This is a genomic window from Acinetobacter sp. ACNIH1 (genome assembly GCF_002934695.1).
GTDB lineage: Bacteria > Pseudomonadota > Gammaproteobacteria > Pseudomonadales > Moraxellaceae > Acinetobacter > Acinetobacter variabilis.
The window spans coordinates 1634241-1649226 of the sequence record NZ_CP026420.1 but is presented as its reverse complement, the minus strand read 5'-3'; the positions used below and the strand labels follow the sequence as shown (position 1 = coordinate 1649226).

The following is a 14986-nucleotide window of genomic DNA, read 5'->3' as shown; positions in this document are numbered from 1 at the left end:
GTCCACCACTTTTACGAAATAAATTTATTATAGAAGCCATCTTCTTACGATGTAGTCCTGCCTCAAACAATTGCGGATGACGTTTCTGCGTATCTATGACCATGAAAAATTTTAATCTATTTGTTGATTCAGTTTACCCAATAAAACTTCTATAAGCGATAAAAGCGTTTCGCATTCTCATAAAAAACCGGCTTTACAGCATGTTCGTCATAGTTCTGCACAATATCGCTAAAGGCATCAATGATGGTGACCAGATCTGTGCTGACACGATCCATCGGGAAATTAGAAGCAAACATGATGCGATCTTTACCGAAACATTGTAGGGCATGCTGGATTAGCGGAGTAGCGAGCTGAATCAGTTCATCTTTTTTTGCCAGTTTTCGATCTAAATGAAAACGGTGACCGAGTACAGGCATAAACAGACCAGAGATTTTGCTATACACATTCGGGCATTTTGTCAGTTCAGCCAGGTCTTCTTTCCAGGTCTGAAAAATATAGTCTCGCTGCTGTGCTGTTTGTCCTGTCGCTTTACCGACTTTACCAAAGATGCCGGCAGGTGTGCCCAAGTGATCCAGCACAATTGGTGTTTCAGGAAATGTTTTGGCCAGATGGGCCACATCAGAAATTTGGGTAGAATAAACCCAGGCATCAAAACTTAAATTGGCTTTGGCTAATTCTTCAAATCCTTTCAGAAATTTCTTGTTGCAGTATAAATGCGGTTCATCGGTCCAGGCATGAATGCCTTTATCGGCATGGAACGATGCCATTTTACGAATACCACGTAGTTTAGGCGAAACTTCCTGATGCAATTGCAGCAGCTGTTTAAAGTTTTTTTGACGAGGGTCAGCTGTGGCCACAATGCCGCCTAGCTGAATACTCTGTTCAGCAAAAGGCAGTCCGGTAATAAACCTGGTTTCATTAACCACACCAGTACCTTTATGTTCATGCCAGCTTGCTTCTATATGAATAATCTGCTCCACCTGATAATGACCGATGTCACGTTTATAGTTTTCAGGTAGGTAAGGCGCGGTCAGATGTTCGGTCAGACCAATGGTATCAATCACCGCTTTGGGCTTGATCAGTCGCACCATCTTGTCCAGCAGTTTTGGATGTTTGCCAAATAATTTTACGGCAGAGGCTGCGGCATGCGGTGTGGTATAAGGGTCCCATTGATGAATATGCGGATCTATAATCGGAAAGGGCAGTTGCTGCATGATATTTTTGGTCGTCGTTTAATTTTTATTCATTTTTTATAGGATAAATACATCATTAAAGTCAAATTAAAAATCAAAGATTTAAAAAAAAGCCCCGTAGGGCTTTCATTAATGATCGTGGTCGTGTTGATGCTTGTTGGCATGAAACTCTTCATTACGACGGAAACGTAAATAGTTCTCAAACTGCTCACAGTATTCATCGTAGTTGTCTTCCAGCATCATCTGAAATTGCTGCAAGATATAAGACATGACCTGATCTTTAGCGTCGCGCATCTCGTTGCCATCTTTGAAATTGTTGGCAGCGACCCAGGTATTAAAGCGGGCAGTACCAAACAGCATTGCAGCGCTGACCTGACCACGTTTTTCTGCCGGGTTTTCCTGAGAGCCTTTTTCTACACGGCTAAATTCGTTGGCCTGTTTAATAAATTCATCAGCACGTTCAAAGAATGCAGCATTTAACGCTTCTTCTTCGGTTACATCGGTTGCTTCAATCTTTTGAACCATGAATTTTTCCTGATAATAAAATCTTAATCACTAATTATAGGCAAAGCCTTGCAGAAACTAAACCTTTGCCTTAATCTAAAAATAGCCTAAGCAATAAAAATGTGAATCTCATGCAAGATGCAATTGCGGTACAGAGCCTGAAAAGTGATATTGCCTTATTGCGCCAGAATATCTGGCCACCGGCAAATCTGGCCAATGTTGAAGGATTGCCAATTTATTATGGCACCAAGTCGCAGGTCGAAGAATATTACAAGCAATGGCTGGGGTTGATTGAAAGGGCGCAGGATCTGTTTCAGCCTTTTATGGAAGATGAAGTCCTGGATGCGATTCATTTGCCAAGTCATTTGAATTTACCCTTATTCTATTTTCATGTGGACCGCATCCGGATTAATAAAACCCGTGCTAAAGAATCCAAGACCTTTCGTGGTATTGCCAGCCTGATTGAAAAATGTGGGCAATTTGAACCGGAACAGATTCAGGCCATGCAACGCTGGCTAGACAGTGATGATACAGCGGCTCTTGTGGCACATCGTGAATTTGTAGATCTGCGTACTTATGTGTTCCAGCATGGTCAAAGTGAATACACCCGGACTCGATTTTATGTGAATGGAATCGTCCTGAGTGTTGAACCACATTTTGAGCTAGTTGATGCCCGTGATAAGCCGCGTAAGCAGCGCAGCGATAGTTATAGCGATCCGCTAGCCGATAACAATACCTGGAAAGTGTACGGCAAATATCGCTAGAGCGATTTTGCCTATTTATCTATTGCCAGAATGGTTTGGTATGAGAAAATTTCTGTAACTGCTCAGCAGCCTGTTCCGACAGATGCTGCTGTTCTGCGGTGAGCCAGCCGATGACAAACCATGCCTTGGAGTGTTTTTTGGCATAAGGCCTATACAGGCTTTCTGCGACAAACAGGTCATTATAATGACCTAAAGTTTCCTGTAAGGGTTTTAGCGCTTTCAGATATCTTTTAACTTCCTTTTCAGGAAACAGACTTTGCAGAAATTCCACATTATAACGCAAGCGCTTAACCCGCTTGCGGGTTCGGTGGCGCGATTCAATATTCAGTTCCTGATAGTTTTCTGCATCTGCACAAACTTTCTGATGCAGTTTGCTGAGTCCTTTACATAGGAGTTTATGCGAGGACTTTTGTTGGTTTTTACTCTGATCCTGACTAAAGCGTAGTAACTCCAGTATCAGTTCCATCGTGGCTGGCTCTTTGAATAATTGGCTAATATCTGCCTGATCCTGTTGGGCGGGAGGTAATTGCAATATTGGCGAACCTGCAGCTTCTAGCTGAGGAAGCAGACTTTCAGCCAAAGCGTCGCGATCCCGGGTAGAACCTAATTGCTGGAAGATATTGCGTAACTGATCCTGCCATTCCTCTGGTAAATCCTGATGATAGGGCTGGAAGATTTTTAAGGCACTACGTAAACGCCGGATAGCGACGCGGGCCTGGTGCACATGGTCACTATTGTAATTCTCTAGCGCAATCGCCGTCGCATTAGGAAACAGGTGAGTCAGACAGTTGGTGATGATTTTTTGCAAGATATGATGAATATCGTCTTTAGCTGCGAGCTGTAAAGTTGTTTGATGCTGGACCAGAAGATCAGTTTCATTATTCAGCAGAGCATAACCACGTTCAGATTTGCTGCGTACATCCAGCCATAACTGATAGCGTTGAATCCAGGGTTTAACAAAATCAATTAGGTCACTAAGTCTGCCACTTTTAAGCTCAAATTCAACTTCATAAATGTCCAAGGTTTGGCCCTTAGAACGAATCTCACCTCTATCCAATGCAATTTCAATCTGACTTCCTCGGTAATCTTCAATCCAAAGATCCCGCTCTACATCAGTTTCAAATTGTAGAGTCAGAGGCGTATCTAGGGTGTGAAGGGCCTGTTTTAGAATCTTCCGAGCCTGTTTATGCTTGGCGTAAGCTTTTAAATCACAGTTGTCCGGTGCGGTATCCAGTCTTTCTTCCAGCTCAAAGCGTTCAAATTGATGCTGGCTCGGTGCTTTTAAGGTCTGAAACCATTGCTGATCTTCCAGACGCTGCCGGAGTGCAATTTTGTGCTGCTGTAACTGCTGATCGGCAGTATCAAAGTATTTGGCACATAAATGATGTCGAGTCGACCCGTACTGCTGAAAATCTTGTTCGAATTGGTGACGTATACTTTGCGGAATCTGGAATTTAAGTTCGATTTCTGCCATCGGGCCATTCCTTCTCGATGAAGCTCATAACAATCAATATAGACCAAACAACAAAAGTATTGTGATGTGCTTGTGCAACAAAAAAAGCACGCCTTAGCGTGCTTTGAAAGTCAGTTAAATACTTATTTAAGGAATTTGCGGCTGACCAGAAACTGTTCTGTCGCTTCCAGTAATTTTTGTGCATAGACTTCCTGTTTTGCGGTTAACCAACCCAGTACAAACCAGTCACTGGCTTCCAGCTCAGTCTGTTGAATATAAGCTGCAGAAGAGGCCAGCGTCTGATATTCATTTGCTGCCTGCTGTGCATCATTTAACGCCTTGCTGTATTTTTGCAGGTTTTTGACATCATAAATTGTGGTCAAAATCGGGAAGCTGAATTTTAATTCCTGAATGCGAATTGCTAGCTGATCCAGACTCTCAAAATTGGTAATATCAGTCTGGTTCATCTGTTCTTGCAAGACTTTGTATTGTTGCTGCAAAGTAGTTTGCGCTGCAGATTTTAATCCCAGCGGCTTAGCTTCATCTGTACTTAAGCTAAAGACCAGCAATTCCAGATAGTGATGCACATTCTGGGTGGACTTCACCAGATTGCCCAGCTTCTCTTTGGCATAAAGAATATCTTTAGTCAGGTTATCTGCGGTTGTAGGATTTTGCAGGAAACCAGCCAGAGTGTTTTGCATGTGCTGTAAATGTTGCAGATTTTCAAACTGGTGTTTAAAGGCAGAGAGTTGATGTGCCCATTTGTCTGAAACTTGGGGATGCCAATCTCTAAACAAAAGTAGGGTCAGATAGAGATGATCCAAGGCCTGTTGTGCCTGATCAATATGTTCCTGCTCTGCCAATTGCGCGGAGATTGCCGCGATATTGGGCAATAGATGCTGCATTTGCTGGGCCACCAGATGACACAGGTTTTTACCCGCACTATCTTTTTTGCTGATCTGGAATTCTTTGGCAAAAGTAGCGGGACTCACGCTCTGATTAGTTGCTAATAAATTCCCAATTTCAGCCTTACTACGTACATCCAGCCACAGCTGATATTTTTTGACCCATTCAAAACTAAAGGCCAGCAAATCCTGAATTGAGCCATGCTTTAACTCGAATTCAACTTCATGCACCTCCTGCTCAGCATGAGGAGTGCGAATACAGCCGATATCCAGACTGACTTCGATTGACGTATTTTCATATTCAATCATGCGCAAGGTACGGGCAATATCAGTTTCAAACTGAAGTTGCAGCAGGTCAAACTGATCACCTAAAGCACGATTAAGCAAGGTTTGCGCTTCAGCAGACTGCTTGTAAATACTCAGGTCCAGCTCAGGAGAATATTCTAATTCACCCAGATCATGATTATGCTCGAAACGTTCAATGTGGCTTTTGCCTGCCGCTTTTAACGTCTGAACCCAACGACTGCCTTCTAATCGCTGACGTAGGGCAATTCCATGCTGGGCCAGTTGACGGTCTGCAGTATCATAGTATTTGGCTTGAAGCTGGATCTGTTGAGATTTCTTGGGATCAAGTGCCTTAAGCAGGGCAGTACGGCGTGCCGCGGGAATCTGGAACTTGAGTTCAACTTCAACCATGATAATCATCCTGTCTATTCAATTTATTGAAAAATATTAAAAAATAAATTGAATTTTTATTCGCTTGCATGAAATTCCGATATGAAACGGAAATATTTTTTAGACTTTTGAGCGGCTGATTGTAACGAAAAACCAATCTGATGTAAGACTTGACCGATTGAAAAAAATGGAAATGGAAAAATTAACATGCTGATCTCATTCACCAGTTTTTGCTGAAAGCATGACAATTCAATATCTAAGCCAAATTCAGGTACAGAATTGCATGAAAATAAAGGTACTTTTAATTGCCTAAATTATGCGCTAAGGTGAAGAAAAAAGATCAGGATGATGATAATGAACGCACAGGTGCAGCCGAGCAATGAGATTGCAGTACTGACTTCTCCACAAATGCCGATTCGTGACTATCATGAGTTTTACCGGTTTTATCTAACCGAGCATCGTCATATTATGAGCCGCCGTTTGCATGTCGCCGGCAGCAGTATCGGTTTATATTTTTTTAGCAAAGCCCTTCGTCAGCGTAAAGCCAAATATCTGGCCTATGGACTACTCTCAGGTTATGCATGTGCCTGGATTGGTCATTTCATTTTTGAAAAGAATAAACCGGCCAGCTTTAAACAGCCGCTTTACAGTTTTATTTCAGACTGGCGTATGTTTGCTGATGTATTACGTGGTAACCTGAGCTTGGTCGATCGTAAGCACGACAAAATTCCAAGTTAGGACTTATGACGTTTTATCGGATTTATGCTTAAGTATTGCAATAAAAACGATAAAAACACTTGCAAGTGTAGAGTTATTATTCTATTAATTGTTTTATTGCTTATTCAGTATTTTATCAAAGAGTATAATTCACTGAATAAATCAGTTTTCCAAGCCTGGAGTGACCTTCTCCGGGCTTTTTTTATATTTAAAAAAATAGAAAGATGTGCATTGACGTATTTTTAATTTATCTGAATGATTTAGAAAATATTCACGAGATGAATGAAGCAAGTTTGAAAGGTGAGATGGTCGGTTTTGCTTAGATGGGTCGATCCTTTCTAGCTTTGACACGTCTCCCCATAAACGGTTTACCCAAAGCTAGAAAGGATCTGGTAGATAAAACACAGCTTTTGCTTTTCTATTTATTTGTTGTGTTCAAACTTATTTAAATCCTTTAATGGGTGTAGACCTATCCCTGAAATTGGGTATTTTGAAGTTTTCTTTGAGTTTTTTGACTAATGGTATTCGAGCAATTTTATAAACAGGAATTGTAAAATTCGGACATAAAAAAATCGCTTTCAGAATTTTGCAACTTCTCCACTAAGTTATCTGCAAAATCCTAAAAGCGTTTGTCGGAGGGCGTAAGCATTAACACTTTATCATTATTGTTATAAAACCATTAAAACGTAAATTCTGACAGCCGCCTATCACTGAAAATAGGGATATTGATCAATCACCTGTATAAAAAGTACAAATAATAATCTAATACCTGAATTGGGTATTATTCAGTGTTTAGGATGGGGAAACTCGCCCATTTATGCCTATAATAGCGTATGTATTTTGAATGGCGGCAGTCATGCGCGGTTTGTATTTAATTACCAATGATGATCCTATTGAACTTCTCTTGGCAAAACTTGAAGGTGCAATGGCGACTTATGAAGTTGCGGTACTTCAGTATCGTCGTAAAAAAGTAGCGAAAGAAGATCAGGCTTACGAAATCGAATATATGAAACAAATGTGCGAACAGTACAAAGTTCCATTTGTGATTAATGACGATTTAGAAACTGCAGTAAAATATGGCGTAGGCGTGCATTTAGGTCAGGATGATGGCTCAATTCAGGAAGCTGTTGAACGTTTGCCCAAAAATGTATTGATTGGCCGCAGTTGTAATAATTCACTTGAGCTTGCTGAACAAGCCATTGCTGATGGGGCTAATTATGTGGCCTTTGGCGCGATCTATGCGACTGATACCAAGCCAGAAGCAGGTAATATTGGTCTGGAAACCTTAAAACAGGCCAAAAGTAAATTAAATGTACCGATTTGTGCTATTGGCGGTTTGACGGTGGAAAACGGCAAAGAAGTCATTGAAGCCGGCGCCGACCTTTGTGCAGTCATTAGTGATGTATTGGGTCGCTCAATGTCAACTGTCGGTCAACGTGTGTATGACTGGTCGGAACTGTTTGCTGAACAAGCTTAATTTTTATTTCTTATTGTATTTTTGAGTTGAGTGATTCTCATGAGTTTATATCCAAAGCAAGAACAACTATTTAAACAAGCCAATAAACATATTCCGGGTGGCGTCAACTCACCTGTACGTGCCTTCAATGGCGTGGGTGGTACGCCTATCTTTATCGAGAAAGCCCAAGGTGCTTATCTGTACGATGTCGATGGCAAGCGCTATGTGGATTATGTAGGTTCATGGGGTCCAATGATTCTGGGTCATGCACATCCTGAGATTATTAAAGCGGTGCAAGATGCAGCAGTAGATGGATTAAGCTTTGGTGCACCAACCGTGCATGAAACGACTCTGGCAGATATCATTTGCGACATCATGCCATCCATTGAACTGGTGCGTATGACCAATTCCGGTACTGAAGCAACGATGACTGCGATCCGCTTGGCGCGTGGTTATACCGGACGTGACAAAATCGTAAAATTTGAAGGTTGTTATCACGGTCACTCTGACTCGTTGCTGGTAAAAGCAGGTTCTGGCCTGTTAACTAAAGGTGAAGGTGAAGCGACTTCTGCGGGTGTACCTGCTGATTTTGCCAAACATACATTAACTCTTCCTTATAACGACATTGCCACTTTAAAAGAATGCTTTGCCAAGTTTGGCTCTGAAATTGCGGGTGTGATTGTTGAGCCAGTGGCAGGGAACATGAATCTGGTGAAACCGATTGATGGTTTTCTGCAAGCGATACGTGATGTTTGTGATGAGCATGGTTCAGTATTCATCATCGATGAAGTGATGACCGGTTTCCGTGTAGGTCTTGGCGGTGCTCAGGCACATTATGGCGTGACTCCTGATTTAACGACTTTAGGTAAAATTATTGGTGCAGGGTTGCCAGTCGGTGCTTTTGGTGGTAAACGAGAAGTGATGGAATGCATCGCGCCATTAGGTAACGTGTATCAGGCAGGTACCTTGTCGGGTAACCCGCTAGCAATGCGTGCCGGAATCGAGATGTTTAAACATCTGCGTGAGCCAGGTTTTTATGAAAAACTGACTGCACAGCTTGAAAAACTTCTTGCAGGTTTACAGGCAGCTGCGGATGAAGCAGGTATTCCATTCAAGACCCAGCAAGTGGGCGGTATGTTTGGCCTGTACTTCACGGATCAAGAAGACATCACCAGCTTTGATTCCATGCTGAAATGTGATGTTGAAGCCTTCAAAAAATTCTTCCATGGCATGTTAAGTCGTGGTGTGAACCTGGCTCCATCTGCATTTGAAGCAGGATTTATTTCAGCTGCGCATAGTGATGAGGATATCGAATTCACAATTCAGGCGGCTAAAGAAACTTTTGCTGAAATGAAAGCTTAAGTTTTAAATCCTCCCTAACCCTCCTTTGGAAAAGGAGGGAATTCTTAAGCTTAAAAATTTAAGTTCCCCCTCTTTTAAAAGAGGGGGCTAGGGGGAGATTTATATTAAAAATTAGGAAAATCTTGATGAAAACCAAACATTATTTGACTTTAAGCGATGCTGAGTTTTTATTAAATCAGGCCTATGAATATGCGTTAGAAAATGGCTTTAATGTCAGTATTGCTGTGGTTGATGAAACTGGTAATTTACTGGCAATGAAGCGTATGGATGGTGCATCACCGATGACAGCAAACCTGTGTCTGGAAAAAGCAAGATGTTCTGCCATTAGTCGCCGTCCGTCCAAGCTGTTTGAAGATATTATCAAAGGCGGTCAAATGGGCTTTCTGACGATGGATACTTTTTCTGGGATGTTGGAAGGTGGTGAGCCGATTATGTATCAAGGTCAGCTCGTAGGTGCAATGGGTGTTTCTGGAGTGAAGTCTTTCCAAGATGCAGAGATTGCAAGCAAGCGATTGAGAAGTTTTTGGCTAAGCAAAGCTAATCCAAAATAGAAATTGATCAGCTCAATTTAATAAAATCATCCAACGATGTTCCAAAATGAAGCGTGGAACGTGAAATATCAACTAAAAAGCCCAATCGCTAATGAGAGGGCTTGTCTATATACAATAAAGTTATGATTTAAAAAGGAAATCAAAATAATTTTGTATAACGTGTATTATGTTAATTTTAGAAAATCTTAAACCTAATCCTATTTTCGAAACTTCCCCATCGTGATTTGTTTTAACTTTGATGACTCATCAAATTCAAAATGTAAGTAGTTATCAAATATTTTGTATTTAAGCCAACAATCATTTTCTTTTTCTGGATTCCCAAATAGATCAATTACAGATTGCTTCGTACTTTTATGATTAATACCTATGATTAAATCTTCTAAAAATGGATATGGATAATATTCTGCATTTTCTCTGACATATAAGAAAACGGTATCTAGTATCTGATTTTCATTAAATCTGAACGTAACGCCTCTTTTGAAAAACTCCCAATAAGATAGCTTTTCTCCACAAAAATTAGTCTCTGATGTATCAAATTCACTCGCAATAATAGTAACTGCTTTCAGAATATTAGCATTGGGTATACTAGTTCCAAGACAAGATAAAAAGACTTCTACATCACCCAAAAAATTCACTTATTAGCTACCTAAATCTAGTTTTTCTTTATCCTTGGTTTTTATCATATTTGAGATAAAATTTCTGATTTAAAGTTATGATTATCAAATAAAACCATATCCATTTAACATAATGGCGGTTATACGAAATTAGAACAATAAACGTCTGTAAAATCAAAGTATTTTTCAAATCGATGCTAAACTAAAATAGCATGAATCATCATGCTATTTTGTATTTATAAGAGCTTCCCATGCTGTACCCCATGCCCAAAAAAATCCAACTCGCGCCATCTCAAGCCAAATGGCAGCTTACATCAAATGAATCTGTTTTGGTTTTAGTCGGATTGCAAAACTTGCGTATGCAGCAGGGCATACAAGACAGCGACCTGATAACTCATCTGATCCAGATCAGTAATAAAGCCAAAGCACTCGATATTCCAATCGTTGATTTGTATGGCGATGATTTAATGCAAGGTATGCAGCAACTTGGAGAATATGCTTCAACTCATTCACAACTGATTTTCGCCGGACAGATTACACCGATGCTGAAACAGATCCTGCCACATCTGCAAAGTGTGACAGAGCAAATTTGCATAATTAATGATGCAATTTTGATGCCTAGTCAGGAACAGCATATCCAGTGGATTGAGAATATATCGGCACAAGGTTTGCATTATATGAACAGCTATAGTCTGACCCGATTGTGGAACCTGAGTGCGCCGTCAGAATATGTATTGTCAACCAAAGGCATCATGTTAGCAGTAGCTGAACAGCTGGATATGGATGCGCTGGAAATTGATCCTTATGCTGACTTAAAACAGTATGGACTGGACTCGGTTGCGGTAGTGAGTCTGGTTGGCACATGGCGTGCGTATGGTGCTGATCTACGTTATGAAGATGTGCTGGAACACCCGTCATTACATGATTTAGTGAGCTTTGTAATGCAATCTGCACGTCGATGATCGGTAATTGGGTAATTTTCTTAAAATAATCGGAAATTTCATCGCCATTTACATAAATGCGCATTGTAATTATCACTCAAGCTTTCTATTATGGCCGCCTTGTTTTTCGCGATCAGCGTGGGATTGAACTTTGAGTAATTTTCTAACCGAACATCTGATACATCGTGATGAAGATTTTATGGTCATCCATAAGCCTGCAGGCTTACTCACAGTGCCCGGTAAAACAGAAGATTTACAAGATTGCCTGATCAATCGCCTCATCAAATTAGAACCTAAAACTTTACTGATCCACCGTCTGGATCGAGACACTTCCGGTATCTTAGTATTTGCCTTAAGTCGTGAAGGGCAAAAATCCATCTCCCGCCAGTTCCAGGAACGCCAAACCGATAAGACCTATCAAGCCATCGTGGCTGGAACATTAGAAGGCAAGGGTACAGTTGATGTGCCTGTCATTTATGATCCAAGCCGTCCACCACTGCATATTGCTGAACCGAATCATAATAAGCCGGCTATTACAGAATGGCAGGCCATCGAACATTTTGAAATTCAGGGGCAAGCTGTGACCCGGGTGAAACTGACCCCGATTACCGGTCGTTCACATCAACTCCGTGTACATATGCAATATCTCGGACATCCGATTATTGGCGATACCTTATATGCAACGCCAGAGCAGCAACAGCTTAGTCCGCGTCTATGCTTACATGCTGAGCGTTTAAGTTTTTATCATCCTAAAACAGAAGAGTTAGTTGAATTTAATTGTCCGGCTGAATTCTAGGAAATACTTGTTTAATCGACGTGAATTATGCTCACTTTTTAGTGGGCTTTATGTCAAAATACATTGCTTGAAGGTGTGAAATTTTGCTCAAATGACGTTTCGTGATTGAGCCTGATATTCATAATCTTGTACTTAAGATAAAGGTGGAAAAATTGCAGCAATTTGCTATTGGTCAACGTTGGTTATCAGATACTGAAACAGAACTCGGTTTAGGGGTTCTCATTGATGTTGATGAGCGATCGGTCAGCATTTTATTCCCAAAAAGCGATGAAACTCGCGTCTATGCTCGCAGTAACGCACCCTTATCTCGTATCGTATTTAATGCAAATGACGAGCTGCAAGATCAGGAAGGTACGATCTGGACCGTTGAGTCAGTTGAAGATCGCAATGGCGTAGTGCGTTATCACGTGGTCCGTACTCTTGAAGATGGCACAGAAGAACGTAAAGCTTTAAATGAAACCCGTGTAGGCGCAACGATCCAGTTGTCTAAACCTTTAGACCGTTTACTGGCCAGTCAGATTGACTATAAAGAGTGGTATGACCTGCGTATTGAAGCCTTGCTGATGCAAGCGAATATGCAAACCAGTCCATTGCGTGGCTTGGTCGGTTCGCGTGTAGGTCTGATTCCACACCAGTTGTATATCGCACATGAAGTCGGTCAGCGTTTTGCACCGCGTGTTTTACTGGCGGATGAAGTTGGCTTGGGTAAAACCATTGAAGCTGGTCTGATCATTCATCAGCAACTTAAAACTGGCCGTTCTGAACGTATCCTGATCTTGGTTCCAGATTCACTGCAATATCAGTGGATGATTGAGATGCGTCGTCGTTTCAATCTTGAATTCTCTCTATTTGATCTGGCGCGTACTGCCTCGATTAAAGAGCATGATCCTGATCTAAATCCGTTCCTGACTGAGCAGCGCATTATTGCTTCTGTGGACTTGATGGTGGATCACGAAGATCTGCGCGAACAGGCGATTGAAGCGGGCTTTGATCTGTTGGTTGTCGATGAAGCGCATCACCTGATGTGGTCTGAGGAAGAAGGTGGCAATGACCGTTATGATCTGGTCGAAGAGCTGGCAGAGAAAACACCGGGCGTATTGTTATTGACTGCAACACCAGAACAGCTCGGTGTAGAATCTCACTTTGCACGTCTACGTTTACTTGATCCGCAACGTTTCAGTTCATTGGACCGTTTCCTGGATGAAGAAGAGCAGTATCAGCATACCGCTAAAATCGCTGAAGTGTTGATGTCAGATCTGCCACTTGAAGCAGAGCATTTCACTGCGATTGAAAGCCTGCTTGGTCATGCGATTGAAGATACCCCAGAGCAACGTTTCCGTGCAATTCATGAATTGCTAGACCGTCATGGTACGGGCCGTATCCTGTTCCGGAATACCCGTGAGGCAATTCAGGGCTTCCCGGGCCGTGACTGTCAGCCAGCACCATTGCCGGCGCCAGAAAACTGGTCTAAAGATGGTAAATTGCGTGAGCAAATGTGGCCGGAAGAATCTCAACTCGATGGCTCGTGGATGGAAACTGATCCGCGTGTAATGTGGTTGATGGAAAAGTTGCGTACTGATCTGAAGCATAAAAAAGTATTGCTGATTGCGCGTAGTGGTCCAGTGGTTGAAGCGCTAGAAAATGTATTACGTCTGCATGCAGGTATACGTACTGCCATGTTCCATGAGGGCATGAGTCTGCTGGAACGTGACCAGGCAGCGGCTTATTTTGCTGAAGAATCTTATGGCGCACAGATTTTATTGTGCTCTGAAATCGGTTCAGAAGGCCGTAACTTCCAGTTTGCATCTGACTTGATCCTGTTTGATTTGCCAGCCAACCCGGATGTTCTGGAACAGCGTATTGGTCGTCTGGACCGTATCGGTCAGGAAAACCGTATCCAGATTCATGTGCCTTATCTGGTGGGTACTGCGCAAGAACGTATGTTCCGCTGGTATAACGAAGCGCTGAATATTTTCAGCAACATTTCTCCAACTGCACAAACGCTGCAAGAAAACTTTATTGTTGCCTTGAAAGATTGCCTGCTGGCAGATAAAGGTCAGGAATTTGAAGATCTGCTGGAAGAAGTTAGCGTACAACGTGAAGCACTGGAAGCCGAGTTACAGGAAGGTCGTGACCGTCTGCTTGAGTACAATTCTTGCCGCCCCGTCGTGGCACAGGAAATTGTTAATGCGCTTGAAGACTATGATGACAATACCACCTTGCCAATGTTCATGAAGCGTTTCATGGCATCGACCAATATCGATTTTGATGAACAAAGTAATGGTACGGTGATCATCAAGCCAACGGATCAGATGCAGGTACAAGGTTTAACCCTGGATGAAGAGGGCATGACAGCCACTTTCTATCGTGACCAGGCTCAAATCCGTGAAGATGCACAGTACTTGACCCTAGAACATCCATTCACTGAAAGCGTGATGGAAATGATCAATACTCAGGGCTTTGGTAGTACCAATGTTGCAGTCTTAAAGTCTGCAGCGTTACCACAAGGTTCTGTATTGATGGAAGTGTGGTTCAAGGTTGATGTGGTTGCACCAAAAGCACTAAACTTGCCATCAAGCTTGCCACAACAGCTGATCCGTGTATTGCTGAGTGAAAAAGGTCAGGACTTGTCTCAGAAGATTGCGCCTGAAATCCTAAAACCATATCTACATCATTTAGATGGCAATAGCTGCCGTCAGGTAGTGAAAGCGCGCCGTGAAGTAATTGAAGCGCGTTATCAACAAGCATTGGAATTGGCTCGTTCAGCATTACCAAACTTCAAGCAGCAGGCTAAAGAAGTGTATGGTAATAAATGGCAGTATGAAATTGACCGTCTGACTTACTTAAAACAGTTCAACCCAAGTATCCGTGAAGATGAAATCGCACGTTTACAGAAATTGCAGAAAGAAGGTTTGAGTTTGTTAGAAGGTTTATCTGTAACACCTGAAGCAATTCAGGTAATGGTCGTGGTTAAGCCATAAAGGCCTAATGAATTAAAAAGCAGCTTTCGGGCTGCTTTTTTATGACTGAAATTTAAATCTTCATTAAGTGCTTG

12 protein-coding genes and 1 pseudogene are annotated in these 14986 nt (G+C 41.9%); 8 read left to right on the top strand and 5 right to left on the bottom strand.

The window, feature by feature from the left end:
• Positions 1-149: 149 nt before the first annotated feature.
• On the bottom strand, positions 150-1214 hold the full coding sequence (locus C3F22_RS08115; RefSeq protein WP_104426250.1) for an amidohydrolase family protein: 1065 nt from the start codon (positions 1212-1214) through the stop codon (positions 150-152).
• Between the two features lie 108 nt (positions 1215-1322).
• Positions 1323-1718: a DUF3144 domain-containing protein gene (locus C3F22_RS08110; protein WP_004786347.1), complete on the bottom strand. Its 396-nt coding sequence runs from the start codon at positions 1716-1718 to the stop codon at positions 1323-1325.
• A gap of 110 nt (positions 1719-1828) precedes the next feature.
• Here C3F22_RS08110 and C3F22_RS08105 point away from each other — a divergent pair, with 110 nt between their 5' ends.
• On the top strand, positions 1829-2461 hold the full coding sequence (locus tag C3F22_RS08105; protein ID WP_104426249.1) for a hypothetical protein: 633 nt from the start codon (positions 1829-1831) through the stop codon (positions 2459-2461).
• A gap of 19 nt (positions 2462-2480) precedes the next feature.
• Here the strand turns inward: C3F22_RS08105 and C3F22_RS08100 are convergent, their stop codons facing one another.
• Positions 2481-3935 (bottom strand): CYTH and CHAD domain-containing protein, encoded by a 1455-nt coding sequence (locus C3F22_RS08100; RefSeq protein ID WP_104426248.1) that lies wholly within the window; start codon positions 3933-3935, stop codon positions 2481-2483.
• Between the two features lie 122 nt (positions 3936-4057).
• Positions 4058-5515 carry an inorganic triphosphatase gene (locus C3F22_RS08095; protein WP_104426247.1) on the bottom strand — a complete coding sequence of 486 codons (1458 nt, stop codon included), beginning with the start codon at positions 5513-5515 and terminating at the stop codon, positions 4058-4060.
• Positions 5516-5848: 333 nt separating this feature from the next.
• On the opposite strand from C3F22_RS08095, the gene C3F22_RS08090 reads away from it, so the two are divergent.
• The 4 genes and pseudogenes from C3F22_RS08090 to C3F22_RS08075 all read left to right on the top strand — a co-directional run bounded on the left by C3F22_RS08090 (position 5849) and on the right by C3F22_RS08075 (position 9570).
• A complete protein-coding gene (locus tag C3F22_RS08090; RefSeq protein ID WP_104426246.1) occupies positions 5849-6232 on the top strand; it encodes a DUF962 domain-containing protein in 384 nt (127 codons plus the stop codon).
• A gap of 835 nt (positions 6233-7067) precedes the next feature.
• Complete coding sequence (gene thiE / locus C3F22_RS08085) at positions 7068-7688, top strand: thiamine phosphate synthase (protein ID WP_004786336.1); 621 nt, start codon at positions 7068-7070, stop codon at positions 7686-7688.
• A 39-nt stretch (positions 7689-7727) separates the two neighbouring features.
• Positions 7728-9029 carry a glutamate-1-semialdehyde 2,1-aminomutase gene (gene hemL / locus C3F22_RS08080; protein WP_104426245.1) on the top strand — a complete coding sequence of 434 codons (1302 nt, stop codon included), beginning with the start codon at positions 7728-7730 and terminating at the stop codon, positions 9027-9029.
• 125 nt (positions 9030-9154) lie between these two features.
• Positions 9155-9570, top strand: a pseudogene (locus C3F22_RS08075) (GlcG/HbpS family heme-binding protein).
• 207 nt (positions 9571-9777) lie between these two features.
• Here the strand turns inward: C3F22_RS08075 and C3F22_RS08070 are convergent.
• Positions 9778-10215 (bottom strand): hypothetical protein, encoded by a 438-nt coding sequence (locus tag C3F22_RS08070; RefSeq protein WP_104426243.1) that lies wholly within the window; start codon positions 10213-10215, stop codon positions 9778-9780.
• A gap of 230 nt (positions 10216-10445) precedes the next feature.
• Between C3F22_RS08070 and C3F22_RS08065 the strand changes: the two genes are divergently transcribed.
• From C3F22_RS08065 to rapA, 3 genes are all read left to right on the top strand, one after another.
• Positions 10446-11156 (top strand): phosphopantetheine-binding protein, encoded by a 711-nt coding sequence (locus C3F22_RS08065; RefSeq protein ID WP_104426242.1) that lies wholly within the window; start codon positions 10446-10448, stop codon positions 11154-11156.
• A 178-nt stretch (positions 11157-11334) separates the two neighbouring features.
• Positions 11335-11931 (top strand): RluA family pseudouridine synthase, encoded by a 597-nt coding sequence (locus C3F22_RS08060; protein WP_171065463.1) that lies wholly within the window; start codon positions 11335-11337, stop codon positions 11929-11931.
• A 143-nt stretch (positions 11932-12074) separates the two neighbouring features.
• Positions 12075-14912 carry an RNA polymerase-associated protein RapA gene (gene rapA / locus C3F22_RS08055; protein WP_104426998.1) on the top strand — a complete coding sequence of 946 codons (2838 nt, stop codon included), beginning with the start codon at positions 12075-12077 and terminating at the stop codon, positions 14910-14912.
• The last annotated feature ends 74 nt before the right edge of the window (positions 14913-14986 follow it).

What these genes read in the sequence shown, in the direction of transcription:
- C3F22_RS08065 (WP_104426242.1), top strand. Translation starts at nt 10,446, where the DNA reads ATGCTGTACCCCATGCCCAAAAAAATCCAACTCGCGCCATCTCAAGCC.
- C3F22_RS08095 (WP_104426247.1), bottom strand. Translation starts at nt 5,515, where the DNA reads ATGGTTGAAGTTGAACTCAAGTTCCAGATTCCCGCGGCACGCCGTACT.
- C3F22_RS08060 (WP_171065463.1), top strand. Translation starts at nt 11,335, where the DNA reads ATGGTCATCCATAAGCCTGCAGGCTTACTCACAGTGCCCGGTAAAACA.
- hemL (WP_104426245.1), top strand. Translation starts at nt 7,728, where the DNA reads ATGAGTTTATATCCAAAGCAAGAACAACTATTTAAACAAGCCAATAAA.
- C3F22_RS08105 (WP_104426249.1), top strand. Translation starts at nt 1,829, where the DNA reads ATGCAAGATGCAATTGCGGTACAGAGCCTGAAAAGTGATATTGCCTTA.
- C3F22_RS08090 (WP_104426246.1), top strand. Translation starts at nt 5,849, where the DNA reads ATGAACGCACAGGTGCAGCCGAGCAATGAGATTGCAGTACTGACTTCT.
- C3F22_RS08110 (WP_004786347.1), bottom strand. Translation starts at nt 1,718, where the DNA reads ATGGTTCAAAAGATTGAAGCAACCGATGTAACCGAAGAAGAAGCGTTA.
- C3F22_RS08115 (WP_104426250.1), bottom strand. Translation starts at nt 1,214, where the DNA reads ATGCAGCAACTGCCCTTTCCGATTATAGATCCGCATATTCATCAATGG.
- thiE (WP_004786336.1), top strand. Translation starts at nt 7,068, where the DNA reads ATGCGCGGTTTGTATTTAATTACCAATGATGATCCTATTGAACTTCTC.
- C3F22_RS08100 (WP_104426248.1), bottom strand. Translation starts at nt 3,935, where the DNA reads ATGGCAGAAATCGAACTTAAATTCCAGATTCCGCAAAGTATACGTCAC.